The sequence below is a fragment of the Sphingobium sp. RC1 genome (genome assembly GCF_059738765.1).
The window spans coordinates 136,768-163,628 of record NZ_AP027308.1 but is presented as its reverse complement, the minus strand read 5'-3'; the positions used below and the strand labels follow the sequence as shown (position 1 = coordinate 163,628).

Annotated in this window: 22 protein-coding genes; 8 read left to right on the top strand and 14 right to left on the bottom strand. The window is 60.0% G+C overall.

The features are described from left to right. Positions 1 to 78: 78 nt before the first annotated feature. Positions 79 to 897, bottom strand: a complete 819-nt coding sequence (locus tag AC6JBC_RS14810) for an SDR family NAD(P)-dependent oxidoreductase (protein WP_460988924.1) — start codon at positions 895 to 897, stop codon at positions 79 to 81. A 491-nt stretch (positions 898 to 1,388) separates the two neighbouring features. Here AC6JBC_RS14810 and AC6JBC_RS14805 point away from each other — a divergent pair, with 491 nt between their 5' ends. After that, positions 1,389 to 1,940 carry a VOC family protein gene (locus AC6JBC_RS14805; protein WP_464789876.1) on the top strand — a complete coding sequence of 184 codons (552 nt, stop codon included), beginning with the start codon at positions 1,389 to 1,391 and terminating at the stop codon, positions 1,938 to 1,940. 295 nt (positions 1,941 to 2,235) lie between these two features. Here the strand turns inward: AC6JBC_RS14805 and AC6JBC_RS14800 are convergent, their stop codons facing one another. Both AC6JBC_RS14800 and AC6JBC_RS14795 read right to left on the bottom strand, forming a co-directional pair. After that, positions 2,236 to 3,030, bottom strand: a complete 795-nt coding sequence (locus tag AC6JBC_RS14800; RefSeq protein ID WP_498026247.1) for an SDR family oxidoreductase — start codon at positions 3,028 to 3,030, stop codon at positions 2,236 to 2,238. Positions 3,031 to 3,133: 103 nt separating this feature from the next. Then, complete coding sequence (locus AC6JBC_RS14795; RefSeq protein ID WP_498026246.1) at positions 3,134 to 5,515, bottom strand: TonB-dependent receptor; 2,382 nt, start codon at positions 5,513 to 5,515, stop codon at positions 3,134 to 3,136. 328 nt (positions 5,516 to 5,843) lie between these two features. Between AC6JBC_RS14795 and AC6JBC_RS14790 the strand changes: the two genes are divergently transcribed. Continuing rightward, positions 5,844 to 6,158: an NIPSNAP family protein gene (locus AC6JBC_RS14790; protein ID WP_196227133.1), complete on the top strand. Its 315-nt coding sequence runs from the start codon at positions 5,844 to 5,846 to the stop codon at positions 6,156 to 6,158. Positions 6,159 to 6,356: 198 nt separating this feature from the next. On the opposite strand, the gene AC6JBC_RS14785 is transcribed toward AC6JBC_RS14790, so the two are convergent. From AC6JBC_RS14785 to AC6JBC_RS14750, 8 genes are all read right to left on the bottom strand, one after another. After that, complete coding sequence (locus AC6JBC_RS14785) at positions 6,357 to 7,322, bottom strand: aldo/keto reductase (RefSeq protein WP_498026245.1); 966 nt, start codon at positions 7,320 to 7,322, stop codon at positions 6,357 to 6,359. Beyond that, positions 7,309 to 7,869 (bottom strand): VOC family protein, encoded by a 561-nt coding sequence (locus AC6JBC_RS14780; RefSeq protein WP_196227132.1) that lies wholly within the window; start codon positions 7,867 to 7,869, stop codon positions 7,309 to 7,311. Before AC6JBC_RS14780 ends, AC6JBC_RS14785 begins: the two co-directional genes overlap by 14 nt. A gap of 126 nt (positions 7,870 to 7,995) precedes the next feature. Then, positions 7,996 to 9,324 (bottom strand): aromatic ring-hydroxylating oxygenase subunit alpha, encoded by a 1,329-nt coding sequence (locus AC6JBC_RS14775; protein ID WP_498026244.1) that lies wholly within the window; start codon positions 9,322 to 9,324, stop codon positions 7,996 to 7,998. Between the two features lie 209 nt (positions 9,325 to 9,533). Beyond that, positions 9,534 to 10,142, bottom strand: coding sequence for an SRPBCC family protein (locus tag AC6JBC_RS14770; RefSeq protein WP_498026243.1), 609 nt, complete (start codon positions 10,140 to 10,142; stop codon positions 9,534 to 9,536). Between the two features lie 13 nt (positions 10,143 to 10,155). Then, entirely contained in the window at positions 10,156 to 11,778 is a 1,623-nt protein-coding gene (locus tag AC6JBC_RS14765; RefSeq protein WP_498026242.1) for an FAD-dependent oxidoreductase, read from the bottom strand. Positions 11,779 to 11,832: 54 nt separating this feature from the next. After that, positions 11,833 to 13,437, bottom strand: a complete 1,605-nt coding sequence (locus AC6JBC_RS14760) for a GMC family oxidoreductase (RefSeq protein ID WP_498026241.1) — start codon at positions 13,435 to 13,437, stop codon at positions 11,833 to 11,835. Between the two features lie 207 nt (positions 13,438 to 13,644). Then, on the bottom strand, positions 13,645 to 13,971 hold the full coding sequence (locus tag AC6JBC_RS14755) for a Rieske (2Fe-2S) protein (RefSeq protein WP_498026240.1): 327 nt from the start codon (positions 13,969 to 13,971) through the stop codon (positions 13,645 to 13,647). After that, positions 13,968 to 14,732: an SDR family NAD(P)-dependent oxidoreductase gene (locus tag AC6JBC_RS14750; RefSeq protein WP_498026239.1), complete on the bottom strand. Its 765-nt coding sequence runs from the start codon at positions 14,730 to 14,732 to the stop codon at positions 13,968 to 13,970. The genes AC6JBC_RS14755 and AC6JBC_RS14750 overlap by 4 nt, the downstream gene beginning before the upstream one ends. A 288-nt stretch (positions 14,733 to 15,020) precedes the next feature. Here AC6JBC_RS14750 and AC6JBC_RS14745 point away from each other — a divergent pair, with 288 nt between their 5' ends. The 6 genes from AC6JBC_RS14745 (at position 15,021) to AC6JBC_RS14720 (ending at position 23,700) form a co-directional block, all read left to right on the top strand. Next, positions 15,021 to 15,869, top strand: coding sequence for a TetR/AcrR family transcriptional regulator (locus tag AC6JBC_RS14745; RefSeq protein ID WP_498026238.1), 849 nt, complete (start codon positions 15,021 to 15,023; stop codon positions 15,867 to 15,869). A gap of 427 nt (positions 15,870 to 16,296) precedes the next feature. Next, positions 16,297 to 18,645 (top strand): TonB-dependent receptor, encoded by a 2,349-nt coding sequence (locus tag AC6JBC_RS14740; protein ID WP_498026237.1) that lies wholly within the window; start codon positions 16,297 to 16,299, stop codon positions 18,643 to 18,645. Then, positions 18,645 to 19,223: a VOC family protein gene (locus AC6JBC_RS14735; protein ID WP_498026236.1), complete on the top strand. Its 579-nt coding sequence runs from the start codon at positions 18,645 to 18,647 to the stop codon at positions 19,221 to 19,223. The genes AC6JBC_RS14740 and AC6JBC_RS14735 overlap by 1 nt, the downstream gene beginning before the upstream one ends. Beyond that, positions 19,220 to 20,737: an FAD-dependent oxidoreductase gene (locus tag AC6JBC_RS14730; protein ID WP_498026235.1), complete on the top strand. Its 1,518-nt coding sequence runs from the start codon at positions 19,220 to 19,222 to the stop codon at positions 20,735 to 20,737. Before AC6JBC_RS14735 ends, AC6JBC_RS14730 begins: the two co-directional genes overlap by 4 nt. 52 nt (positions 20,738 to 20,789) lie before the next feature. Continuing rightward, positions 20,790 to 22,220 carry a long-chain-fatty-acid--protein ligase gene (locus AC6JBC_RS14725; protein ID WP_498026234.1) on the top strand — a complete coding sequence of 477 codons (1,431 nt, stop codon included), beginning with the start codon at positions 20,790 to 20,792 and terminating at the stop codon, positions 22,218 to 22,220. 25 nt (positions 22,221 to 22,245) lie between these two features. Then, positions 22,246 to 23,700 (top strand): acyl-CoA reductase, encoded by a 1,455-nt coding sequence (locus AC6JBC_RS14720; RefSeq protein ID WP_498026233.1) that lies wholly within the window; start codon positions 22,246 to 22,248, stop codon positions 23,698 to 23,700. Between the two features lie 136 nt (positions 23,701 to 23,836). On the opposite strand, the gene AC6JBC_RS14715 is transcribed toward AC6JBC_RS14720, so the two are convergent. From AC6JBC_RS14715 to AC6JBC_RS14705, 3 genes are all read right to left on the bottom strand, one after another. Beyond that, positions 23,837 to 24,499, bottom strand: coding sequence for a TetR/AcrR family transcriptional regulator (locus tag AC6JBC_RS14715; protein ID WP_498026232.1), 663 nt, complete (start codon positions 24,497 to 24,499; stop codon positions 23,837 to 23,839). 122 nt (positions 24,500 to 24,621) lie between these two features. Then, complete coding sequence (locus AC6JBC_RS14710) at positions 24,622 to 25,005, bottom strand: VOC family protein (RefSeq protein ID WP_460988908.1); 384 nt, start codon at positions 25,003 to 25,005, stop codon at positions 24,622 to 24,624. A gap of 132 nt (positions 25,006 to 25,137) precedes the next feature. Continuing rightward, the gene (locus tag AC6JBC_RS14705) at positions 25,138 to 26,823 is read right to left on the bottom strand and encodes an FAD-binding protein (protein ID WP_498026231.1); all 1,686 of its coding nucleotides are present in this window, start codon (positions 26,821 to 26,823) and stop codon (positions 25,138 to 25,140) included. Positions 26,824 to 26,861 lie beyond the last annotated feature (38 nt).

The window sequence follows — 26,861 nt, the reverse complement described above, 5'->3', positions numbered from 1 at the left end:
AATGCGGCCCGAACAGGTTCGCGCAGCGGGCCGTCATGGAGCAGGCGTCGTCATGAAGACCGGCGCCTGCCCAAAGGTTCAAAGCGAAATGCCGCCGTCGACGCAGGTGATCTGGCCGGTGACATAGGACGCCTGTTCAGACGAAAGGTAGAGCACCATGCTGGCAAGCTCTTCGCCACGGCCCGGCCGATTGCCCAGGCGAATGCGGCTGGTCATCCATTCCAGCGCTTCGGCCCCAGCGTCGCCGCCGGTCATGGCACGACCCGGATCATCGAGCGAAGCCTCCGTCTTGTCGATCGCGCCCATGCCGAAGTTGAACCAGCCCAGGCGAACGACATTCGCGCGCACGCCGTAGACAGCCTCTTCCGCCGCCAGATAGAGCGCCATGCTTTCAAGCCCCGCCTTCGGCACCGCCGACTGACCGTCGCGATCGAAGCGGCGGGCGTTGCCGAAGCTGGTGCAAACAGTGATGACGCCCTTATTGGCGCGCATCTGTTCCTTGGTGGCGCTGATTACATTGAAGAAACCGAACAGTTCGGTCTTGACGAGAAACTCCATGAAGCTGGGCTTCACATCGGCCAGTTGCAGGGTGTTGTCCCACATCGGCCCGGACGCATAGATGACCGTGTGGATATGGCCGAAACGCTTCACCACGCCGCTGATGCATTGTTCGACAGCCTGCAAGTCGGTTATGTCCAGCTTGCTGGCCGATGCCGTTACACCTTCGCTTTCCAGTTCATTCACCAACGCATTCGCCTTGGTTTCATTGCTGTTGTAGGTGAAGGCGATATTGGCGCCCGTCTTTGCAAAGGCGCGCACGATCGCCGACCCCGCGCCGCCGGTTCCGCCGATGATGAACACGGCACCTTCGCGCCGCACCGTCAAATTATAGGTCATTTTTTCCTCTCCATAAGTCTGCGTTGCAAGCACCCAATCCGCCAGCGAACGCCCGTCAGCGCCAAAGGTGTTGGCATATTACCTGACGGTTGTCGTTCATTTAGTCAATGACCAATGCGCTGCCCGGCCGTCCAAAGAGCGCCTCCGCCCCGCTCCATTCGGTCGATACCATCATTTATCAATTTGACGAATGGAGGCATATTCGTTAGCAGACATTTGTCGTTTGTCGAGAAATCAGCGACGGAGGAGCTGGGCATGAGCCGCTCCGGGTAGAGGATGAACGATCATCAAAAGGTCACCAAAAACGCGGCATAGCGGAGAGCCTCCCGGTTCAAGGACCAGGAAATACGCAGGTTTTCGGACCTGCGGCATGTCCCTGGCCACCGTCGGCCGACATGGCCCGATGCCGTCGGCGAAGATCGGATCCCTCGCGCGATTACCCTCACCATCGAATCAATCATCTGACAATTGTCTTTGAAGGAAGCAACGCCATGAGTGATTTTATCTTCACGCCCGCCCTCGCGATCACGCAGATCGCTTTTGTGGTGCCAGACGCCATCGAAGCGGCCCGCGCCCATTCCCGCCGCTATGGATCGGGTCCGTTCTGGGCAGTCGAACATTATCCGCTTCACGTGCATCGCTATCGCGGCAAGGAAAGCACCATCGACGTCACCTCCGTCTATGGTCAGTGGGGCAATATCACCGCCGAATTCGTGCAGCAGCATGATGACGAACCGTCCGCCTATCGCGATCTTGTGAAGAAGGGCGAGTCGCGGATCCATCATTTCGCCATGTTCGTCGATGATCTGGACAAGCGGATGGCGCAATATGAAGCTGAAGGCTGCGAAGCTGCCCTTTATGGCGAAACCTTCCCTAATCGTATGGGCCGCTACGCCATCATGGATACGTCGAAACAACTTGGCGTGATGACTGAACTTTATGAAGAAGAGGGCACCCGTCCCTTCTACGACCATATGAAGAAGTCCGCGGAAGGATTTGATGGAACCGATCCGATCCGCCGGATGCAATTCACCGACCTTTAAGGCGAGGCGAAGGCGCCCCGACAAGCTGACAGGTCGGGGCGGCTACCGCGTGTAGCAAACGGGTTGTTCAGGCGGTGCCCACTCCGCACCGCCTCCGCAGATTCAATATCAGATGGCGCGAATTCCGAGCCGGGATGCGGCTGGTTGATATACGGCCACACAGCGTGCGACGCGCTGGAAATCGAAATGCCGCCAGCAGCAAAATAGGGAGGGTAGCCAGTGCTACCCTTCCTTTCTTGACCCTGCGCCGTTTGCGGACGGAAGCAATGCTCCCGCCCGCACCGCTGTGTCGTTGTCAGCTGCTCAGATGCGCCGTGGCACGCGCGGCCACCTCGCCCAGTTCGGACAGGATCGGGTTGCGACGGAGCGTGAGCCCGCCATTCACCTGAAGATTCTGGCCGGTCATGAAACATTCGTCGGATGCCAGCCATACGACCGCAGCCGCAATATCTTCGCGCGTTCCGAGGCGGCCTAGCGGATATTCCTTTGCAAAGGCGTCGATCAGTTCCTTCACGCTGAAGCTGTCGCCAGCCATCGGCGTTTCGGTGAGGCCCGGCGAAATGGAGTTCGCCCGGATGCCGCGCGCGCCATATTCGTTGGCGACGGTGCGGATCACATGGTCGATTCCGGCCTTGGTGCCCATGTAGGCGGCGTGATTTTCGAGCATGATGGTCGCCGTGGCGGAGGAAATCTGAATGATCGATCCGCCCTGCCCCATTACCCGCAACATCGCCTGGATGAAGAAGAAGGGGCCTTTGAACTGAATGTCCATGATCTTGTCGAGATCAGCCTCGGTCGTTTCGTGGGTCGGCTTCATCAGCCCCCAGCCAGTCGCGTTCACCGCAACGTCCAGCTTGCCATAGGTTTGGACGGCAAAGTCAGCGGCGGCATCGACATCGGCCTTGCTCGTGATGTCCATCAATATGTAGCTGCCGCCGATCTGCTCCGCGATGGCGCGCAGCGGCTCTTCATGCCGCCCTGTCACGACGACCTTGCAACCTTCCTGCGCCAACCGCTCCGCAATTTTCTGGCCCATATTGGCGGTTCCTGCCGCCCCGGCGACCAGCGCCACCTTTCCTTCAAGCCTCATCTGAACAACTCCTACGTTTCAATTGGCGGCAGCTTGTCGTTCTTCGGCTCTGAGCATTGCAGGGAGGGTCTGGACCCGCCTGCCGCTCAGAGCCGAGGCTCGATCAAAAACGCGCCGTCAGCGATGCGCCCCACTGGCGGCCAGGCGACGGATTGGCGAATTCGATGAAAGTGCCTACCGCGTCACCGGAGGTATATCCATCATATGTCGTGTTGTTGGTGACGTTCTTCACAAAGCCGGCCAATTCGACGGTCGTGTTGCCCGCGACGGGCAGCTCATACCGAACGCCAAGATCGATTTTCGTGACGGGCGGGATGGAGCCGCGAGGATCGTTCAGCACGTCGGTTTCATAGCGACTGGTGTAGAAGATCGCCGCATTGAGCCCCACAGTGCCCGGACCCGCCGAGAAGCTGTAATCCGATATGGCGCCTGCGGTCCATTTGGGAACGCGCCGCAGCTTGAGGCCGCTCAGATCCGCCGGGCCTTGACCCAGATCTCCGAAGAAATCCTTATATTTGGCGTCCAGATAACCGACCGACCCGGTGATCGTCCAACCGCGCATCGGTGCGAGGGCCAGCTCTGCTTCAAAGCCCTTATACTGCGCCTTGGCCACGTTGAGAGTGGTGGCGACATTGGTCGTACCCACGACCTGGAGGACATTTTCCTGCTTGTCATCCAGAGTATTGTGGAAAGCCGACAGGTTCAGGCGAACGCGCTTGTTGAAGAGTTCGGTCTTGAGGCCGATTTCATAGGCCTGCATCGTCTCCGGCTCATAGGCCTGAACGGCGGTGACCAGATTGCCGGGGCGTCCGTTGAACCCGCCAGTGTTGTAGCCCTTGCTATATTGCGCATAGGCAAGAATGTCGGGCGTGAACTTATATTGCAGATTGACCTTCGGCGTGAACTTCTTGAACTTCGCGCGGCCTGTGACCTGGCCAACAAGTGGACCGATCGCGTCGTTGTCACGAGTGTCCGAAACTATTGGTGCCCAGAGGCTGTAATCGGTCGTCTTCTTGTCCCAGGTTTGACGGCCGCCGACGGTCAGGCGCAACTTTTCGGTGATGTCGTAGTCGGCCTGAAAGAACAGGGCGAAAGTCTTGTTGGTCTGGAACGTGCGATAGCGGTTCAAAGAATTGAGGAACGCTACGCCCGGCGGTGTCGAGAAGGTCGGCAAGCCGTTGGTCAGAATGACATCTCCATTTGCATCCATGTCCGGCAGCACAGCCGCGTCCAGCGACGGGTTCTGCTTTTCGGTGTACCGGTAATTCATATAGAAGGCACCGGCCACGATGTTGAAGGGGCCTGAGAAAGATGTCGCGAAACGCGCTTCCTGCGAAAACTGCTTCGCGTCGACCGATGCCTTGTCGCGGAACAGGGCGAAACGCGTCGCGTCGAAGTCGCTGGTCTGCCGTTCGTGGAATTCGCGATACCCGGTTAGGGACGTGAACTTCACTTCATCGGTCAAGTCATAGGAAATTTCGCCAGTGGCTGCGGTCAGGCGCAGGGAAGCTGGCAGCTGGGTGGTTTCGACTTCATTCTTGCCCTTGTCCAGATCGCTCAGGGGACGGCAGATGATCTGCGTCGCGGGATTGAGACAAGTGGAGTTCAGGCCGCCGAAATAGCCGGGGATGGGATAGGCAATAAGATCGGGGACAGGCGTGGCCACATAGGGTGGGATGGCGCTGTCATTTTCCAGCCGGTCGAAAGCGACATAGATGTTGAGCCTGTCCGTGGGCGTCGCGACTGCGGCCAGCGAATATTGCCGGACGTCGCGATCCCCTTCGCGGCCGCCGTCCACGATGTTGCGGAACTGACCATTGTCCTTGCGTACGGCGATGGTTGCCTTGACCGCCAGCATATCCTTGACGACTGGCGCCATGATATAGCCTTCATAGTCGTTCTGGCCAAAGCTGCCGATGGTGAAGCGAACCTTTCCGGTCGTGTCGGCGGATGGGTCTGGACGAAGGCGCACGACGTTGATCGATCCGCCCGTCGTGTTCTTCCCGTTCAGAACGCCTTGAGGACCGCGCAGCACCTCCACGCGCTGCACATCGAACGCGTCGATCAGAGCGCCGCGCTGAAATGCGATGGGGATACCGTCCAGGGTGATGCCGATGCCTGGTTCCACGCTGGGCAGGACGTCCTGAATGGAAATGCCGCGCAAGCTGATCTGCGGCACATCGACGGCTGCGCCTGAACGTGTGACGGTCATGCCCGGCACGAGGCCGCGAAGGCCGGTCAGGCCATCGACACGGGCCTTTTGAAGCGTGTCATTGCTGAATGCGGAAACGGAGACAGGCACACTTTGAAGTGGCTCGGCACGCTTCTGCGCGGTCACGATGATGTCCGAAAGTCCTTCGGATTGCTGCGGCTGATTGGCTGCGGTCGCGTCCGGCGCCTGCTGCGGCTCCGCGGCCAATGCCGCCTGAAAGCCGCCCAACGCAGTTGCGATCGCTATCGCCGACGAAAATGCCAGGCCTCGCATATGCCCTCCCCATTCAACGCTGATTTTTGATCCGATGTGGCCGCGACTCTTTCTGGATCGACTTGTCGCTACACAAGTGTGCTAGCTAACTGCTTTTCTCAGGAGGGTCAACAGTGAAGGGGCCGTAACAAGCGCTTATGAGCATTTTTATCTGACATATGACGCTTATTTTTTCTTCTCGCGCCCGGTTATGGGGCTATCCCTGTCACGCGATCGGCTGATCCCTGATGCATCATGTCGTCGCTTGAATATCAGACGTTCGTCATTTATCGTAAGATTATGCGGTGAGAGCCAGGCTCCGACCGCGATCGCAAGGAGTGGATATCAGATGAGCGTTTATCTTCAGGCAACGTTGGAACTCGATTATGAAACGCTTCCCGTCTTTTTGAACATAGTTCCGGAGATGAAGCGCATCGCCGAAGGCGCGGGTTGGGAGATGATCGCGGGACTCGTCACCAAGATCGGGCGGGCGAATACCGTCATCCATCTTTGGAAACTGCCGGACATGAACGCTTTCGATGCCGGTATCCAGGCCATGGCCAGCGCCCCTGAAGGTGGCAAAATCTATCAGGAAATCTGCCGCAGCGGTGCGAAGGAAACGCTGATCTTCGCTGATGCAGCGCCCTATTCACCAGCGCATTGACGCAAAGCCGAAAATGAAACGGCGGGAGGCTTAGAGCTTCCCGCCGTTTCTTATACTGGTGCTCCCCAGCCGCAGTGACCGGGGGCCGCCGCTAGAGCGCGCTGCGTTTAATCGGGCGCAGGTCGCGCGCTCTAGTTTTTTGTTATCGCATCCTTTTAAGCGCAAAACCGGTTCCCACTTTTGCGCACGATGCTCTAATTACAGCTGATCCAGCTCCGCCATTATGTCTTGCGGCAAAACTGTCATGCAGGCCTGCGCATTGGCGTAAACCTGTTCAGGCTTGGTCGCCCCGGCAATCACGGATGAGACGAAGGGCTTTGCGGCGAGCCAGCCGAGGGCCAGCTTCACCATCGGGATGCTCGATTTACGGGAAATTTCGCCGAGACGGCCGACCTTCTCAAACCGTTCCGGCGTCAGGAACTTATCGAAGAAGGGTATCTGCTTAAGGGTTTCCAGACGGCCCGAACTGTCGTCGCCACCCAGATATTTGCCCGTCAGCAACCCGTTGGCGAGGGGGAAGTAAGGCAGAAACCCGACGCCATTGGCGACCATCAAGGGTGCAAGTTCGCTTTCGACATCGCGTGCCAGCAGGCTATATTCGGATTGGCACGATATGAAAGCCGCACGATGGGTGGCTCCCGCTGCGTCCAGTGCTTCAGCCAGTTGGGCGGCGCTGTGGTTCGCACAGCCGACATAGCGCACCTTACCTTCCTGGATCAGCTGGTCGAATGCGGCCAGCGTTTCGCCGATCGGGACGTTCGCGTCGGGATAATGCAGCTGATAGAGATCAACATAATCGGTGCCCAAATTGGCCAGGCTTTCTTCCAGAGCCCGCCGGACATAAGCAGGGGCAGCGCCCTGATTATCGTCGCTGTCGCCAACCTTGTCACCGACTTTCGTGGCGATAATCACGGAATCCCGACGGCCGCGAAAAGCTTCGCCGAGGATGCGTTCCGATTCTCCGGGAGGAAAACCATAGTTGTTGGCGGTGTCGAAGAAGTTGATCCCGGCGTCCAGCGCAGCAGAGATCACCTCAAGGGATTTTTCCTTGTCGAGGAACCAGCCGAAATTATTGCAGCCAAGACCGGCAATAGAGACTTTTAGGTCGGATTTCCCGAGATTACGCTTTTCCATGTCGAGAATATCCCCTTCAGGGTTGGCCATATATGTAGCGGATGGGATCGGACCCGTCCCAGCCGTCGGCGGCATCCCGCACCATCTTGTAAAAGTCGCTGACAACAGCCTCTTCATAGAATTCGGTCAGCATGCCGAACTCCTTGCGCGTGTCCATCATCGCATAAGGGCTGGGTTTGGAGTCGCCGAGCGGTGACACGACCGAATAGAGGATGTTATCAAAGCCCTTGCTTTCATAATCCTTGATCGCCGCGTGAATGTCATCGACGAACACCGTCATATGGTGCAGGCCGGGACCACCTGTCGGATAAAGCTCGCTGTAGGCTGATGGCGTGTCACAATGCTGCTCCACCAGCTCGACCATCACGTCGCCCCATTGGCCCACGACACCTGTCGTATCGAGGTCGATTTCCTTGCCGCGATAGGTTTGCAGGTCATGGGGAAGGTGCGCGAGCACAAAGAAGGGGCCAGAGCCGAAGCGGGCCATGTGCCGACGCGCCCATTCGATCGCGTCCGGCACGACGAATGCGATCTGCCGCACTTTCTTGAGTTGGCCTGAAACAGGGTCCAGGAACATCGAGCCTCTCCTTATCTTTAGAGCGCCGCCCGTGGGTGCGGGCGCACGTCTTGCGTTTCGCCAGCTACCGGACGACATCCGTTACACCAAAGGCGCTGCGGACGCGTACGCCCGCAGCGCCGTTCGTCATTCAGCGGCGATGGACATCCCATTTTCGGCGATCAGTTGATCGATACGGTCGTGATAGTGGGAAATCCGCTTTTCCTGACCGGCCAGTTCCGCGCCATTCCAGCCGCGCGAATGCATGCCGCGCTGCTGCGCCTCCATGATACCCGCGTCGCCATCGAGCGTAATGCCAAGGCTCCCTTCGCCGAAGTTGCGCCATTCGCGTTCCACAGGCGCACGCGCAGTGTCAGCCACGCCGCCCGCCGAAGTCAGCATCTTGGTGAAGAAATCCTCTGAACCCGTCGCATAGAACCAGGTGTCGAAGGTGCATTTTTCCGGGTCGGTCGGATGCGGCCAGGCGCGCAGGAACAGCATGCCGTCCGAAAAACAGGTCAGCGTGAGGTTGGGGAAGATCGAATAGAGGAAGGTATCGGTCAGCTGCGCGTCTTCCATCCGGTCATAATGGCTATGGCCGCGTTCGACGCCCAGCTTCCGCTTTTGCGCGATGATCGCTTCCCGGATCGCCAGCGGCTTGTCCTTGAAATCGTCCGGCTGCAATTCCCAGGTCTTAAGGTCCTGGATCAGATACTCGTCGATCGCCAGCTTGCCATCGGGCAGATAGCGCGAAGGCTGGCTGCCCGGCGTCACAAGGCGCGCGTGCCCGTTCTTCAGCGTTTCGATGACCGCTGTCACATAATAGGGCTCGTTCACATACAGCCCCTCCGGATGCGCGGTGGGGATGTGATATGTTTCGCGGAAATTGTCCGAAATGATCTTCCAGTTGCAGGGCATCCGCACCGATATGGCCTGGGTGCAGTGCATCTGCTCGAAGGGATAGCGCGCCAACGGTTCGTACAGTTCGCCCAGATACTCCTTGAGAGGCATCGGGTTGGCGTCCATGTTCACCCAGACGAAGCTGGCGAAGGTCTCGCTGTTGATTTCGGCGAGCCGCTTGCGTCCGCATGGGGAGCCTGCGGAGAAGTCCTCCGGGTCCTGCGCGCCGATGCATTCGCCTTCCAGCGACCATTTCCAGCTGTGATAGGCGCAGGTGAAGGATGGCATGGACCCTTCCGCCACGGACACCAGCTTGTTCCCGCGATGCTGACACACATTGTAGAAGGCCTTGATGCCGCCATCTTCCTGACGCACCACAAGGATGGATTCCGTGCCAACCTCTTCCACCAGGAAGTCGCCCGGCTCAGGAATCTGGTCTTCGCGGCACACCACGAGCCAGCTCTTGGTCCATACCGCATCCCATTCCCGCCCCGCGAAGTCGCGGTCGAAATAGCGCCAGCCCTGAAGTTTCGAAGAATGTCCGGCTCCCGCCTCGGCGACCAGATTTTCCGTCATTTCCATCTCCTGTCGATTCAATCCAGTCGCACCTCGGCGCGCTGATCCTGTTTCCAATCGTCCAGCTACATCCAACGGCCCGCTTTACGCGCAGTAGGCAAGAGGCGGCCAGGTTCCGGACGATCATGCATAACGGACATTTGTCCGTCAATAGCGGAGTATCCTTCCTTCGCGGAGTCCACGCCTTTACGGCAGACCCCGCGCAAGATTTATCCTTGTGACGGCTTGTCCACCGCCTGGGCGATCTTCATCGCCAGATCTTCAGCAACCGGTTTCAGCATCGGTCCCAGCAGCAGGTTGAGGACCGGCCCGGTGGCGCCACCCGCCTGAACGTTCAGCCGGAAAGTGATCTGCGTGTTCGGATCGCCCGCATCTGCCACGGGCGCTGCCGCTTGCACATCGACGCTGTTGGTGACGCGTCGCAGCAACCAGCGGGAGAGGCGTTCCCACAATCTGCTGAGCCAGCCGCCTGAGCGCGCATGTGCGGGGACGGAGGCCGGTGGCACGGCATTCGCTATGCCGCCGCCCAGGTCGATCGCCAGAAACTCGCCCGAGCCGGTGACAGGCTCCTGCAAACCCTGCATCACGAAGGTCACGCGGCTAGGCTCGTTCCATTCCGTGACCTGAACCTTGAATTCCGCGCTGCGGGTCAGGCCGCCCAGTTCGCCCTTCACAACCCAGATGGATTCATCGCGGTTGATCTTCTCGTGGCGCTGATACCCTGTGAGGAACGGCGCCCAATTGTCCATGTCCTCGACGAAATTCCAGACCTGAGGCAGGGAGGCGGTGACCTTTGTGGTATGTTCGACTTCGGGCAATGTCGCCTCCTTTTCAGAACCTGTTGACGCTGGACGCCGCCTCGCGTCCGGCGATGTGGCCGAAGACCAGGCCCGGCCCGATCGTGGCTCCGGCGCCGGGATATGCCATGCCGGTGAAGCCGCCGGAGACGTTCCCCGCCGCGTAAAGGCCGGGGATGCGGCCGCCCCTGACGTTCACCACTTCCGACTTGGCGTTGATCTTCGGCCCGCCCTTGGTGCCGAGAACGCCGGAATAGACCCGGCAGGCGTAGAAGGGGCCTTGCTGGATCGGTCCTAGCGACTGGAGCGCACCTTCGCGTGACGGGTCGCCATAATGACGGTCATATTTGCTCCGGCCACGGTGGAAGTCGGGGTCCTCACCCCGTTCGACATTCGCGTTGAAACGCGTGACCGTGTCTTCAAGGCCATCGGGATTTACGCCGATTTTCTCCGCCAGTTCGCGCAGCGTTGGCGCGGATTCGAGCCATGCCGGAATCGGATCGCCAGGATAGCGCGTGCCGAACGGATATTTGTCGAGGAAAGTCGAATCGAGGATGATCCAGGCGGGCAGGTTCGGATAGTCGAACGCCACGGGATCGAAGTTGCGGAAGGAGCGGCCAACGTCATTATAATTGTGGGCTTCGTTGACGAAGCGCTTGCCCGCGCGGTTGACCATGATCGAACCGGGGGAGGCTCTTTCGCCGACCACCATGCGGTTGAGTTGCTGCCCTTCATATTCGTCGCCCGGAATGCGGATCATCGGCATCCACCAGGCTTCATGGGCGTTGGCCATGCTGGCCTGCGCCTCGGCCGCCATGATCAGACCGTCGCCCTCATTGAAAGGCGGGCTGAGCGGACCTTCGATGGGAGCGCCCATCAGGTCGGTCGCCATGTCCTTGTTCCATTCAAAGCCGCCGCTTGCCAGAATGACGGCGCGGCGCGCGCCGATGCGGACCATGCGGCCGTCCTGTTCGACCTCAATGCCCACAATGGCGCCATCGTCGATCACTAGGCGGCGGCCACGGGCGTTGCGGCGAAACTCCACACCCTTGTCCACCGCACCCTTGATGAGGCCAGCCATCAGCGCCATGCCGGTACCCACCATGCCTTTGGCTAGACGATCGCCGATGATCTCGGGGTCCAGCATATTGGTCCCGTCATCGATGTCGGTCATCGCGACAGGCAGCGGGAAGCAGGGGGCCGAACGCAGGTGCGCGCGCAGATCCCCCAACTCGCCCGCAGGAAACAGGCCGGGGCTGACGGAGCGGCCGAAGGTGCCGCCGGGATGTTCGGGGTGATAGTCAGGCGTCTTGAGCGCCCGGAACGCCAGCTGGGTCTCTTGCTCCAGATAACGCAGCACGCCCGGCGCTTCATCGACATAGGTTTCGGCGAGTTCGATATCCATTTTGCCGAGCGAAAGGCTGCGAAGATAGGTGAGCGCCTGTTCGCGCGAGTCGGTCGTCCCTACCTCGTGCATGTGGTGATTGTTGGGGATCCACGGCACGCCGCCCGACACGGCGCTCGTCCCGCCCAGCTTGTCGCTGCGTTCCAGCACCAGCGTCTTGCAGCCGCGATGCTGTGCCGCGATCGCGGCGGAAACGCCCGCTGCGCCGGAGCCCATGACCACCACGTCGAAAACCTCATCCCATACCGGCATTATAGCTCTCCAGTCGCTCGCGGTTCGCGCCGCGTCCTATGTCTTTTACACTTGTCACGCATGGCTGCGGTCCCTGATCAGGTCCGCCGCCTTTTCGCCGATCATGATGGCGGGCATATTCGTATTCCCGCCGACGAGAGTCGGCATCACCGACGTATCGGCCACCCGTAGCCCGCCAATGCCCCTGACCCGCAGGCTGGCATCGACGACGCTGTCATCGTCCGATCCCATCTTGCACGTACCGGCCGTGTGATAATCCGCACTTGCGTTGGCACGGATGAAGGCGTCGATCTGGCTGTCGGTCTGTACAGACGCGCCCGGCGACAATTCATCGCCGCGATAGGGATCGAACGCGGCCTGTCCGAAAATCTGGCGGCACACACGGATGCCGTTGCGGAAATCGACCATGTCGCGGGTATCGCTAAGGTAGCGGTGATCCACGACCGGCGCGGCATGCGGGTCGGGCGAGGCCAGCGTCACATGCCCACGGCTGTGCGGCCGGACGACGCAGACATGCGCCATGAAGCCGTGACGCGGCATCAGGCCTGTCAGCGTATCATTCATCAACGCCAGCACGAGCGAGAGCTTTATGTCAGGTTCGGCGATGCCCGGTTGCGATCGCACATAGGCGACCGCTTCCATGCCGGTGCTGGCGAGCGGCCCCGTGCGGAAAGCCAAATATTGCGCAAAGGCCAGCACGCCCTTCAGCGGGCTGACATATTGATAATGGGATACCGGCTGCGTCACCGCCTGCTTCACATAGGTGGACAGATGGTCCTGAAGATTCCGACCGACGCCGGGCAGATTATGGACCGGGTCCACGCCGACCTGCGACAGGGCCGAGGCGTCACCGATGCCGGACAGCATCAGAAGCTGGGGCGAATTGATGCCGCCGCCACAGAGGATCACCTCGCCGCCCACGCGGAGGTCAAGCTCCTGCCCTTTTTCCCGGATGCGAACGCCGACGGCGCGGCCATTTTCGACCAATATCTTCAGCACCTGCGCGCCGAGACGAACATCCAGGTTCGAGCGCGAGCGGAACGGCTTGATATAGGCGGTCGCCGCGCTCCACCGGCGGCCCCGGCTGACGAACATATCGACGGGACCGGCGCCATCCCGAACCGCGCCGTTGGTGTCGTCATTATAAGGGTAGCCAGCTTCTTCGCAGGCTTGCAGGAACGCCTTGGCGAGTGGATTGTGAACGCCGGGGCGGCTGATCCTGACCGGCCCGGAGTGACCGTGCCACCGCGCGTCCCCGCCCGGCTCGTAACTTTCGGCCCGTTTGAAATAGGGCAGCACATCCTCATAGGACCAGCCGGAATTGCCCAGCGCCGCCCACCGATCATAATCGCTCGGCGTGCCTCGATCATAGATCATGCCGTTGATCGAGCTGCCGCCGCCCAGAACCTTGCCACGGGGCAGGAAAAGGACGCGGTCGTTCAGCTCTTCCTGCGGCGCGCTCCTGTAGTTCCAGCTATGCTTGCCCGATGTCAAAAGCGGCATCAGCCCGCCGGGCGCATGGATGAGGGGATCACGGTCAGTACCCCCCGCTTCCAGCAGGATCACCTTGTGGCGGCTGTCTTCCGACAGACGGTTGGCGACGGCGCAGCCCGCCGCCCCCGCGCCCACAACGATATAGTCCGCGTTCAATGCCCGCACTCCGGCAACGAGGTCCGTCCATCGTAAAGGGGAGCCCCGCTGCGACAGCCGACCAGCGCACAGTGGCGGAAATGCAAATGACCTTGCAACGATCCTACTCCTTCAGGACGCATTTCGCCCCAATTTTTCCCCGGACGCCGTGATGCGCCCCGACCCACATTATGCGACCCTTGTCACATTACGCAATGGCGGCCGACCGCAGCTGTCTCAACTTACCTCCGCAGGCACCGCGACCTCTACCTGACCATCCACGACACGTGTTTCAAATGTACGGAGCGGCTTGTCCGTCAGCTGACCCTTGGGATTTCCGGTTCGCAGATCGAAAGGCATGCCATGTTCCGGACACAGCACCATGCAGCGTCTGATGCGTCCGGCCGCCAGGGAAAATGCGCGATGCGTGCATTCATTCTGCACACAGAAAAACTCTCCGTCCGCATGGCACAGCAGAAGGTCCAAGCCGTTCAATGTTATCGGCTTGCTGCTGTTGTTCGGCAGATCGGCGGCCGCAGCGACGGGAAGGAAGTCGGCGCTCATGCTATGGTCAAGCCTCCATCAACGACAAATTCAGCACCCGTCACATAGGACGCCTCTTGCGATGCCAGGAACAGGGACATGTTCGCGACATCTTCCGGCCGGCCCAATCGACCGAGCGGGATCGGCGCCGTCGCCGCGTCGATAGCGGCCGGATCGCCCTGAAGCAATTGATCGACCATCGGCGTTTCGATCGTGCCGGGGTGTACCGAATTGCACCGGATGCCATAGGGCGCTTCATCGAGCGCGACACTTTTGGTCAGCGCACGAACAGCCCCCTTGGTAGCGGCATAAGCAGCGCTTCTGTGAACGCCCGTCAATGCGGCAATGGACGAGATATTGACGATGGAACCGCCGCCATTGGCGCGCATGTGCGGGATCACCACCTGGCAGCCCAGGAAAGCGCCCCGCAAATTGATATCGAAAAGGCGGTCAAGCATAGCGACAGGTGTGTCAGAAACATATGCCGCATGATAGATGCCCGCATTGTTCACGAGAATGTCGATCTGCCCGAACCGTTTGAGGACGTCGGCGGCGAGTTCCTGCCACCCTTCTTCCTGACGGACATCCTGCGATCGCGACGACGCAACGCCGCCTTCCTGCGTGATGGAAGCCGCCACCGCCGCAGCGCCCGCTTCGTCAAGGTCTGCCAGGATCACCGACGCGCCTTCCCGAGCGAACAGACGGGCGGTCGCCGCGCCCATGCCGTGCATCGAGCCAGCGCCTGTGATAATTGCCGTCTTGCCAGACAGTCGACTGCCCAACGCACCTCTCCCTACAGCCCGCTCTATACCCGGCGTGATCGATCACCACAGCCTTTCAGAGACAGACAAATGTCACATAAGGACCATCTATCGCGCCAGCGGAAAGGTGTAAAGCGATATCGTGCGCTAGGATACTATTTTTGCAACATCGGAGTTGACAGCCGTTGTCGAACCGACTTCACTTGAAACCTAACCCCGCTATGATATGGTTCAATGATGAAAAAACAGGGACTGGCGCCGCTCAAAGGTAAAGCGGAGAAAATATCGGCGAAGATCAAACCTCACAGTTTGAAAACAGATTCCGAGCCCAATACCCTTCAGTTTCTTCAAAGCGAGTTGCTTTCCGAACGGGAGAAGCTGGGGCAGCGCGCGCCGGGCAGAGCCCGCGTCGACCGGATCATCGAAGCGACGATTGAACTGCTCAAGGCGCATAAGCCAGCTGACATCTCCATCGCCATGATCGCCGACCATGGTGGCATCACCCGGACATCCATCTATTCCCACTTCGCCAGCGTCGACGAGATATTGGGCCAGATCGCGATCCGGTTTGTCCAGCAGACTGGTGTCGAAGTGGAAGGCTATGTTCGGCGGCGCAAGCCAGAAAGCCTGGAGCAATTGGTCACGTTGATGATCAAGGGCATCCAGGATTATTTCAACCAACCCAATCCCGCGAAGCCGGGCGCCCTGGCCCGTCACATTCCGTTCGAATCCCGCCATTTGGTGCGGGATTTCGACAAGGTTGCTGCCCTGCCCTACCACACCTTGTGGCATACGGGCTGGGCGATCGAACCGCTGTCGGAAGAAGACCCGTTCCGCACCCTTGTCATCATCCAATCAGCCATTTTCGAAGCCAGCATCCAGCAGCAGGGCAAGATTACGGATCTGGCGGTAAAGCAGGCGACAGAAGTCGCGCTGGATTTTCTCGCTCGGGCCGAAGCGCGTTACGGTGCAGCGCCGGAAGAAACCACGACCGCAGAGCCCACGCCGGAAGACAAAATAATGGCGGCCGCTCGAACCCTGGCCGCGCACGACGACCCGGCCCTCATCGAGATGGCCATAGCGCAGATCGAATTGCTCGCGTCCACGGTCACCAAATTGGCAGCCAAGCCCGCGGCGAGGCGTCGCAAGAAAGCGTGAATTGAGCAATGCCGACGCTGCGTCGGCACTTTCGCTGAAGCTCCCCGGCACGATCGCTCGGCCGGTGGGCGGGTGGCGGTGAAGGACGAGTCGTTCGCCTTCCCATCACCGCCCGCATCTCCTAACCCGGCATCCGTCCGATTACGGCATTGTCCCGCGCCCATGATACCGACGCGGTGAGCGGCGGCGCGGCTCCCCTGTCGCCCCCTTTGTCCTTGCTTTTCAACGTCCGACAAGCGTCAGATATTGGTCGGCGGTCACCGGCTTGGTCCTACGGCCTATTATCCAACTTTCCATAATGTCCGGAATGGGTTTTCATATGATCCGTGGCTGTCCCAGGACGAGCCATCGGTAGTCAGATTTATAGTCGCGCGAAAAATGACGCGACAAACGGAAAACCGACAACAGACATAATGGAGGGGATAACATGCGGACCTTTACAGGAACTTCGCTATTGGCGCTCAGTTTGGGCGTGATGGCACCCGGCAATGCCCTGGCGCAAGCTTCAGGCGGATCGACACAGTCATCGTCGGCGGAACTGGCGGACATCATCGTCACCGCCCAGAAACGGGCCGTGCCGTTGCAGGATGTCCCCGTCGCCGTGACGGCTTTCACCGGTGAGGCTATGCGCGCGTCCAACCTGGATGCATTGACCGGGCTGCGCGGCATGGTGCCGGGCATGACGATCTCGCGCTCCGGCGCTGCGCTCAACACGCCCCAGATCAGCCTGCGCGGCATCTCGCTTCAAGATCCCAACCGCGCCGTTGAATCCGGCATCGGTTTCACCATCGACGGCATTCCGCTGGCATTCCAGCGGGGTACGCTGCTCGACGCGTTCGACATCGAACGACTGGAGATTTTGCGTGGTCCGCAGGGCCTGCTGTTTGGCCGCAACACGACGGGCGGAACGGTGAACGTCATCCGGTCCCGTCCCGATCCCGACGCTCCCGCAAGCGGCAGGCTGCGCGCGACGGTGGGCAGTTTCGGACGAACGGATTTTGAAGGTGTCATAATGGCGCCGATCATTCCCGGCCTGTTGGCGGTCAAGGGCGCGATCGCGGTCAAGAAGCATAAGGGTGAGTTCCGCAACAGCATCACCGGCGATCGCGAAGGCAAACGCGATATGCGGGATTACATGCTGTCGCTGGTCGCTACCCCTTCAGACCGGACCAGCATCTACCTTTCGCTCGAGCGGATGGAGGATCATAGCGAAGTGCCGCCCTATGTGCCGGTCCTGACCCCCGACCTCATTCCACTGACCGGTCCCAAGCTGCTGACGGCCAATGGTCTGGGCACGCTGGGGTATCCGACCTATGTCTCCGGGCAGAATATACAATGCCTCAATCCCGCGACCTCGATCGTTTGCAGGCCGCTCAGCAAGAAGCGTAATGACGTCGAGACGACGCAATTTCCGGCCTATTATAATCTGAATGCAGTAACATTGGAGGTCGCGCACGAACTTGACGGCGTCAAGTTGGTCAGCCTGTCGGGTTATCGCGAGGACGAAGAGGACCAGCTCGGTGACTTCGACGCGACCCGCTTTGCGATACAGCGTAACGACAAGCGGGAAAGCTCCTGGCAGTTTTCGCAGGAGCTGCGTGCGGAAACGCAGTTCGACGGCCCGATCAACTTCGTGGCTGGCGCATTCTTCATTGAATATGCGTTCACCGCGCGGCAGTTCCCGTCGGTCGATTTTGCCGGGCTGTCGGCGACTACCGCGCCGGGCACGGCCTATTTCAACTCGCTCAACGCCTATCGCATCCGGCAAAAGAGCCGTTCCTTCGCCTTGTTCTTCCAGGGTGACTGGGACATCACGGACAAGCTGCGCCTGACGGCGGGGGCGCGGCAGACATGGGACCGCAAGCAGACGAACTTCACGCTTTGGGGAAGGCTACAGCAGCCGATCCGCGATCAGTTCGTGCTTGGCCCGCAGCAAGGGCCGGTGAGCGCTTCGGTCAAGTTCAACGAACTGACGCCGCGCATCGGGTTGCAATATGATGTGAAACCCGACCTGCTCGTCTACGCAAACTGGAGTCGCGGCTATAATGCGGGCGGGTTCAATGGCCGCGCGGGAAGCATCGTCAACGCCGTCATCCCTTATCGTCCTGAAATCATGGATGCTTATGAAGTCGGCTTCAAGAGCGAATGGTTCAACCATCGGGTTCGCCTGAACGTCGCGGCGTTCCACAACACGCTGAAGGACAAGCAGGAAGATATCCTGACGGTCGCACCGGGAGGGGGCATTGTTACGGCGACGGTGAATGCAGCCAAGGCCCGGTACAAGGGCGTGGAGGCCGAACTGGCCGTGGTCCCTGTCGCCGGATGGACGATCACCGGATCGGCAGGCTATCTGGACGCGAAATATCTGAGTTTCGTCGGGAACCTTGCGGGTCAGGGTCTTGCGGACCTCTCAGACCTGAAGCTGCGCCGTACGCCTAAATGGACTGCGGGCCTGATCTCCGACTATGCTTTCGATCTGGGGGCAGGCCGGGCGGGACTTAATGCCGCGCTCTATTACACGTCGCGTTACGAAACGAGCGTTCTCAATGATCCACGCGGGTCCATTCCGCCGGTGACCAAGGTCGACCTGGCCATGCGTTACCAGTTCCCGGTGCATGACAAGCTGAACATGACGCTGACTGGCTTCGTCAAGAATGTGACGAACAACACCACTTATGACGGATTCACTTCCAGCAACACGATCGGGTCGTTCATCGACTTTGCGATCCCGTCGGTCGGCCGGACCTGGGGCGTGTCTCTGGCGGCAGACTTCTGATGGGATTGGAAGAACTCATCCCGCGCAATGACAGGATGGCGCTGTTGCAGAATTGCTGGGTCGTGGCGGACCTGGACGATGCGATGGAGCGGTGGTTGTCCATGGGGGTCGGGCCGTTTTTCCGGCGCGACTCCGACTATCCTGACGCATTGTATCGCGGGCGGCCCGAGCCGCTCGCTTTCAGGGCGGCGCTGGCGCAGGCGGGGCCGGTCCAGATCGAACTGATCCAGCAGACGAGCAAGGGGCCGTCCGCCTATCGCGACATGGTTCCCGAAGGCCAGGTCGGCTTTCATCACATGTGCCGGATCGTTCACAATGTCGGCGAGGAAATCGGGCGCCTGAGAGCGCGAGGTATAGAGATGGCGAGCGAATTCCGGTCGGTCGGCGGGGCGCAGGTCGCCTATGCCGACACCCGCAATGAACTGGGCTGCATGCTGGAACTGGTGCCCGCAGAGCCGGTGCTGATCAACCTGTTCCGCGACGTGGCCGAAGCCGCGCAAGATTGGGACGGGACCGACCCCGTCCGGATGTTGGAACTTAAAGACGGCCCGGCCGCACAAGTGGGAGGATTACAGTGAAGACAGAGGCAGCCAAGACGCTGGACGAAGTCACGTTCGCGACGACGGCGGATGTTGTAATCGCCGGGCTGGGAGGGGCTGGCGCTTCCGCCGCGATTGCAGCGGCCGAAGCGGGCGCGGAGGTTTTGGTCGTTGAAAGGACGTCTGGCGGGGGAGGCTCCACCGCCATGTCCGGCGGGTTCATCTATCTGGGCGGCGGAACGCCTCCGCAAAAGGCCAATGGCTTTGCCGATACGCCGGAGAATATGGCCCGGTTTCTAAGGGCCACGCAGCCGAAGGCCGCAGTCGACAAGATCGAGGCCTATTGCGAGGGTAGCGTCGGCCATTATGACTGGCTGATGTCGATGGGCGTCACGTTCAACGAACGCTATTTCGACGGCAAGCATTTCCACCCCCATAGCGATGAAACGCTGGTGTGGACCGGAAGCGAAGCCTGCTGGCCCCTGTCTGAAGCGGCGGAGCCTTTCCCCCGTGGTCACAAGCCGGGCGGTGGATTTGTCGGGCACTTGCTGTTCGACCGGTTGCTCCAGCGCCTGCACGAACTCAAGGTGCGCGTCGTCTACGATGCGGCGGTCAATGCCCTGGTCCGGGACGAGGCAGGCGCGGTTGTTGGCGTCCAATATCGGCAGGAAGGCCGCAACATGGCGGTGGCGGCGCGCAAGGGTGTGGTGCTGGCGACCGGCGGTTGCGAGTGGGACCGGGACCTGGGCCTTGCCCATGGATCGAAAGCTGGACGGGAGGGCATCGCTCCACTGGGCGTGCCGACCGCCGACGGATCGGGCATAGCGCTGGGCCAGAGCATGGACGCGGCGACCGTCGGGCTGGATCAGAGCATGATTACATCGCCCTTCTATCCGCCCGCCAGCCTGGTCAAAGGCATATTGGTGAACAGCCAGGGTCGCCGCTTCGTGGCGGAGGACGTCTATCACGCCTGGTCCACCGACGCGATTTTGAACCAGCCCGAGGGCAAGGCTTACCTGATCTGCGACAATGTCAATTTCGGACGGCCAGAGCTTGGCGACATCCGGTCCGAGCGCAAGCATGAGGTCGTCGATGCCTGGGACAACATACCGGAAATGGAAGCCGACCTTGGCATGCCTGAAGGGTCGCTGGTGGAGACGATCGGCAATTATAATCGCTATGCCGCGACAGGCTATGATGAGGAATTCCGCAAGAACCCCAAATGGCTCGCCCCGATTTCGGAGATACCCTTTGCCGCGATCGATTGTTCGGTAGGTTCGGCCTATTTCTGCTGCATCAGCCTGGGCGGCGTTGATACTGACGTCGATGGCCGCGCGCTGAAAGCCGATGGCACGCCTGTTCCCGGCCTTTACGCGGTCGGTCAGGTGGCCCCCAATCTGTCGGTGGAAGGCTGGGGCTATGCGAGCGGCCTGTTGATCGGCGGCGCGACCTTTTTCGGCCGCAGGGCAGGCAAGGCCGCCGCCGCCGAGCCCCCTCGCCACGCTCTCGATACCGGATCGAAGCATCCCGAATTACCGGCAGATGTCGCCTGATCACGCGCGCGTGATCGGCCACCCCCCAAATCTAACATTTCAGGAGCATTTCATGACATCCACCCCGACGGCCAATCTCTACGAAAGATTGGAAGAAGATCCCTGGCGCTTCCTGGAGCTTAGCCAGGAGGAACTGTTCGACCTGGATTATGCCGAAGTCGAAAAGATCCAGCTCGCCCTGTTCCAGCGGCGATTCCGGGACTTGAAGCCCAAATTGCGCGCGCTCCAACGTCTGGCCGATGAAGTCGGATTAGAGGAAATCAGCGGGTTCGATGACCTGACGCGTCTGGCCATGCCGCACACCATGTTCAAATCCTATTCCGCGCTGGATGTGCAAAAGGCACGCTTCGACAAGCTGACCCGTTGGCTTCAGGCGCTTACGACGCACGACCTGTCCAGCGTTCATGCCGAACATTGCAAGTCGATCGAACAATGGTTGCTGGAAGTGGAGCGTTCGACGCCTCTGCGGCCCGTCACTTCGTCGGGGACGAGCGGCAAGATTTCGCTCTTCCCCCTCAGTACCGTCGAAGAAACCCTGTTCGTCGACAAGAACACCTATATCGTCGAGCCATATCGCGACGAACCGGGCATTTACGCGAAGAGCGGCGAATATGTTTTCGTCTGCCCGTGGCCTTCGCGTTACGGCCGTCACAACATCCCGCTCATCATGCGGGTTCTGAAGGAAAATTGCTACGACGGCCGGGAGGACATGTTCATCACGCTGGATGATGGCACGCTGACAGCCGACGAGATGTGGTTGAACGGGCGGCTGCAACGCGCACAGGCGCTGGGCGAGGAACTGGAACTGAGCCCGGCCGAGCAGGCAATCGCCAGTGCGCTGGCAACCCGTGCGTCCAACGCGGACGAACGGTGGACCCGCTTCATCGACCATGCCGTGGTTGGCCTGAAAGGCCAGAAGGTCATGTTCTACGGGGCTCTCATGAACCTCTACCTCATGGCCGAGGCGTGCCGGAAGATGGACATCTTCGTCGAATGGCATCCCGATTCCATGATCATGACCGGCGGTGGAGCCAAAGGGTTCAGCTTCCCCGAAGGGTGGCGCGATGTCGTTGCCGAACGCTTCCCGCATCATGTGCCAGGACGCGTCAAGGAAGTCTATGGCATGACCGAATCCAGCTCGACAGCGGTCTGCTGCCCCCATGACAAGCTGCATCCCCTGCCCTGGGGCATCACGCACCTGATGGACCCGGCAACCGGCCAATCACTGCCGCGCACCGGCACGCAGACCGGACGCATGGTCGTGTTCGATCCCATGCCCACCACCTTCTGGGCCGGGGTCATCACGGGGGATCAGGTGACGGTCCATTTCGACGGTGGATGCGCATGCGGGCGCAAGGGTCCGTTCATGGACAATGACATCAACCGCATTTCGGAACTGAATGGCGGCGACGACAAAATCGTGTGCGCCCGCACGCCGCAGGCCTTCCAGAGCCTGGAAGATTTCCTGGCCAAGGCGTCCTGACCCAATCTGTCTCGGAGTATCGAAGATGAAAGAATATACTATCCCGCTCATCATCCGGGGCCGCATCATAGAAGATGACCTAGTCCGCTTTGAAGGACGCCGGGGAGAAATCGCGTTCCTGACCCCCGACGTGAACAAATATCTGGACCAGATCGTCCTGCGCAATGGCGCTGATCTTCAGGATTATTATTCCGTCAGCCTGGACAATATTCTCGACTTCCTCGAAGAATTGGGCCGCAGGCTGCACCCGGACACAAATCCCGACATTCGGTTGGCGCTGGAAATGAACATGCAGTCGTCGGGCCAGTCGCCTGACATATTGCGCACTGCCTATGTCTCCTTCGCTGCCAATCTGCGGCGGACCATTGTCGAGGAAGCCGTCGACCAGAATATCGGCCGCGACTATCTGGAAGGCTGGAAGCCGAGGTCACTGCATGACCGCGACGCGATGGTGCGCGCCTTTGGATCGCGCATCGTTCATCTGAACGCGGGCAATGCACCCAATGTTGCGTTGCACGCGGTCATCAACGGGGCCGTGCTGCGTTGTGATAATATCGTCAAAAGCCCGTCGAACGACCCCTTCACCGCCGTCGCCATCGCGAAGACGATGATCGCGATGGACCCCGATCATCCGATCACCCGCCACATGACCGTCGCCTATTGGAAGGGCGGGGACCTGGGCTTTGAGAAGAAGCTGTATGACACGCGCAACATCGACAAGATCGTTGCGTGGGGCGGCCCTGCTTCGATGAACCACATCCGGCAGCATCTGACCTCCGGTCTCGACCTGATCGCGCTCGATCCCAAGGTCAGCGCCTCGATCATCGGCGCAGAGGCGCTGGAATCAGAGGAGCAGATGGGCTGGGTTGCGCAGCAGTTGGCCAAGGATTTTGGCTATTTCAATCAGGAAGGCTGCGGCAACAGCCGCCTCGCCTATGTCGTATGCGGCAGTGATGATGCGTCGCTCGACCGGCTGAACCGCTTTGGCCGACTGGTGCATGAAGCGTTGCAGGCCCTGCCCCCAGCCTATAGCTCCCCTCACCCCGCGTTCGACCCGGTGTTGCGCGACGAGATAGAGGGCATCCGCTATTCCGACGATTATAGGGTGTTCGGCGTCAAGGCGAATGAGGGCGGCGTCATCGTGTCGCAACAGGCGGAGGCGGTTGAATTCAGCGACCGGATCGGTGGGCGCGTCATCAATATCATTCCCGTGCCGGACCTTGACGCAGCAGTGGCCGCCGTCACCATCCACACGCAGACCATCGGCATCTATCCCAATGCAGCGCAGGCCGAAATTGCCGACCGATGCATGTTGCGAGGCGCGCAACGCCTCTCACCACTGGGCTGCATCGCTTATGAAGGGCTGGGCTATCCGCATGATGCCATGGAAATCATGCGCAGGCTCGCCCGCTGGGGTGTTCGCGAGCAATTTGACGAAGCCGTGGCGGAAGCAGGCGCCGGGATGATGTGCGCCGCCTGACGAGGCGGGCACATTGCATGAAGGGGAGCGGGATCATAGATTCTCCGATTGGCCGCTCAATATTACGATCTTCCCCGATCGGGCGGCTCCGGTCAAAGCTCCCCTTCCTTTTTAACGCGCGATAAAAGCACCGCCGTCAAATTTGGCGGTAGCGATCGTCGATAAGCTTAACGGCCTCTTCTTCCCAATTGTCCAATATGTGGCTGATCTGGTGGCCTATCTCCGACATGATCTGCCCCACCAGCATCGGTGAAAGGACAATGGAGATGATGGAAAAGGCGGCAACTTGCGGATCGGTATCCGCCCGATAATATCCCTGGTCTACCAAGGTTCGGATCAATTCCTGCATCCGGATGAAGCTGCCCTGCGATTTCTTCTGCCGGTAGGAATGCCACACGGTGGAATAAGGACGGAAACTTTCGATCAGGACCACGCTGGCCGTGCCCCGGTGCGTTTCCAGCACCTTCATCCACGCACTGACAATCTTGCGCGTAGCGTCCTGGCAATCGGTCAGGAACAAGCTGTTGAGATCGTTGAGTATCTGCGCGATGTCGCTGCTCAAATTATCCAGCGCCGCGTCGATCAGGCCGTTCTTGCCATGATAATAATAGTGGATCATGCCGGCATTGGTCCCGGCGGCGGACGCTATTTCCCGCGTCGTCAGATCCAGATGACTCTTGTTCCGCAAGCCATGCTCCATTGCATGGAGCAGTTCGTTCGACACTTCGCGGTTGTCGGAGACCGTGGGCCGACCACGCGCGGAACATGCGCCAGGGCGGGCGTCGCCTGCGTTCGTCATGGGTACCTCTCCATCACTTTATCGATGCAGTCACTCCCACCGACATTGTCCCATGAAAGGAAGAGAGGCGCAACCGCTACCGAAGGTGGCCGCGGTGCGCCTCGCTCGTGGGTCAGTTGATCTTACTGCGGAAGCTGGTGCAGCGCGCAGAGCTTGTTACCGTCCGGATCGCGCAGATAGGCAAGGTACAGAGCCCCCATCGGCCCCTCGCGCACGCCCGGAGCGTCCTCAATGGAAACGCCACCATTGGCTACCCCGGCCGCATGCCATGCGTCCGCCTGCTCAGGACCCTGAACGGCGAAACCGATCGTGCCACCATTGGCATGCGTCGCTGGCTGGCCGTCAATGGGCTTGGTGATCAGCAGCGATAGGCCATTGTGCATGTAGATCAGCCGTCCGTTATCATCGACGAAGGCCTGTGCGCCGCCAAGCGCCCCGAGCGTCGCGTCATAGAAGCGCTTTGATTTTTCTATGTCATTGCTGCCAAGCACGATGTGCGAAAACATGAAACTCTCTCCATAAAATGCCACCCTTGCAGGCGGGAATGTGCCGATGGGAGCTTGGTTTATTCCGGACTAACCGACATCTGTCAATAACAGCATGGACTGTAGATTGACAGATGTTAGTCAATCCGCCGTTCAGGCGGGAGCGAGCGCGTCCTGCTTCGCCTGTTGCAAGCAGGATTGCGCGGCCCTGCGGCCTGTGAACACGCAATCGGCCAAAGAAAGGCCGCTAATGTAGGTGCGCGATGGTATGCTTCCGGTAGCACGGCCCGCAGCATAAAGGCCCGCTATCGTGCTGCCATCTGCGCGCCGCACGGCGCCTGTCGCCTCTTCGAGCGCCAACCCGCCTAGAGTATGGAAGGTGATGAAGCTGTAGCGGTTGGCAAGGGACACATTCATCGCCACATAGGGACCGTTGCCGAGCGACTTCAGATGATCTTTCAGCTTTGAAAAGTCGTCGTCATGCCGGTTGCGGACCATGTCTTCATAACGGCGTACAGTTTGGCGCAAGCGATTAGGATTGATGCCGCATTTTTCCGCAAGCACGTCCAGATCCCTGGCCCGCTTTGTGCCGCCAAGCATGAGGTTCAGCATGGCGGGCGCGCCAAAACGCATGAATGCGTCCAAGCCGTCCGTTGCCACCTGGCGCATCGCCTTGCGAATGTCCTTCGTGGACATGATCAGCCACGCCTTGCCCTCCGGCTGGTCGGCAATGGCGCGGCCCAGAGTGCCGACATAAACGGCTTCGTTGGCGAACCGGTCCCCTGCCTGATTGACAAGAATGCCATCCAGCAGGGCCGCCGGAGGAGATTGGACTCGTCCAACGAACATCGCGTCCATGCCCACGGTGTCCGCGCCCAGCGCCGTGCCGAGCCGCACGGCCGTGCCATCGTCCCCCAGAGTGCCGAGGCGCATCATGGTCTTGTAATGCTTGCTCAACATGGGCGCATGTTGGCCGAGCATGTCGAGGTTGAAGACGAAGCCACCCGTCGAAAGGATGACGCCGGTCTTCGCTCTTATGTAGCGCAACTGGCCATGCTCCCGCTCCATGACGCGGGCCGCCTTGCTCGCGATTTCGGCCTTGCTCTCCTTGAAGGGAGCGGTAGGCGGGAACTTGTCGTAATATTTCTGGTGCTCGGCGTGTTTAGCGGCGGGAAGCTCCAGCGCAGCGACGCCGACGACGCGCCCGTCGCCGTCGATCACGAGGCTCTGGACGATCGTATGCAGCTTCTTGCGAATGGCTGACCGATCCGCGGTCTCCCGCAATGCGCGATACAGCTTGTTTCCGGTAAAGCCGCGCCCCAGCGTCCGATGCCCTCGCGGTGCTGGTCGGGCCTCGCGGCAATAGGCCTCTACCTTCTCATTACCGGAATATTGCAGGAAATAGCCTTCCGGCGGATAGGTCGTCTTTCCGGTGTACAGTTTGGTCCCGAACACAACGCCATGCGACTGCAACCATTGCAGATTGCCTGCGCTTTGATCGCAAAAACGTTTCAGCGTCTCCGGCTGAACGACATCACCGACCTCCAGCCGAAGATATTTCAGCATATTGTCGGGATCGTCCTCAACGCCATTTTGCCGCTGAATGTCGGTCCCTGCCGCATAGACGACGCCGCCGCTGAAGGCCGTTGCGCCGCCGCCATTGAAGCGGTCTATGGCAATCACGCTGGCGCCGTTTTCCACCAGTTCGAGCGCTGCACAAATTCCCGCGCCGCCATAGCCGACGACGACGACGTCGGCCGTGTCGTCCCATTGGAACATGTCGGCATTGTCGATGGAAATCACCGGCTGACCATCTTGGGAAATCATTTCATCTCTCACGCCGTCATTTCCTTCGAAGATATTTCTCTGCCGTTGCT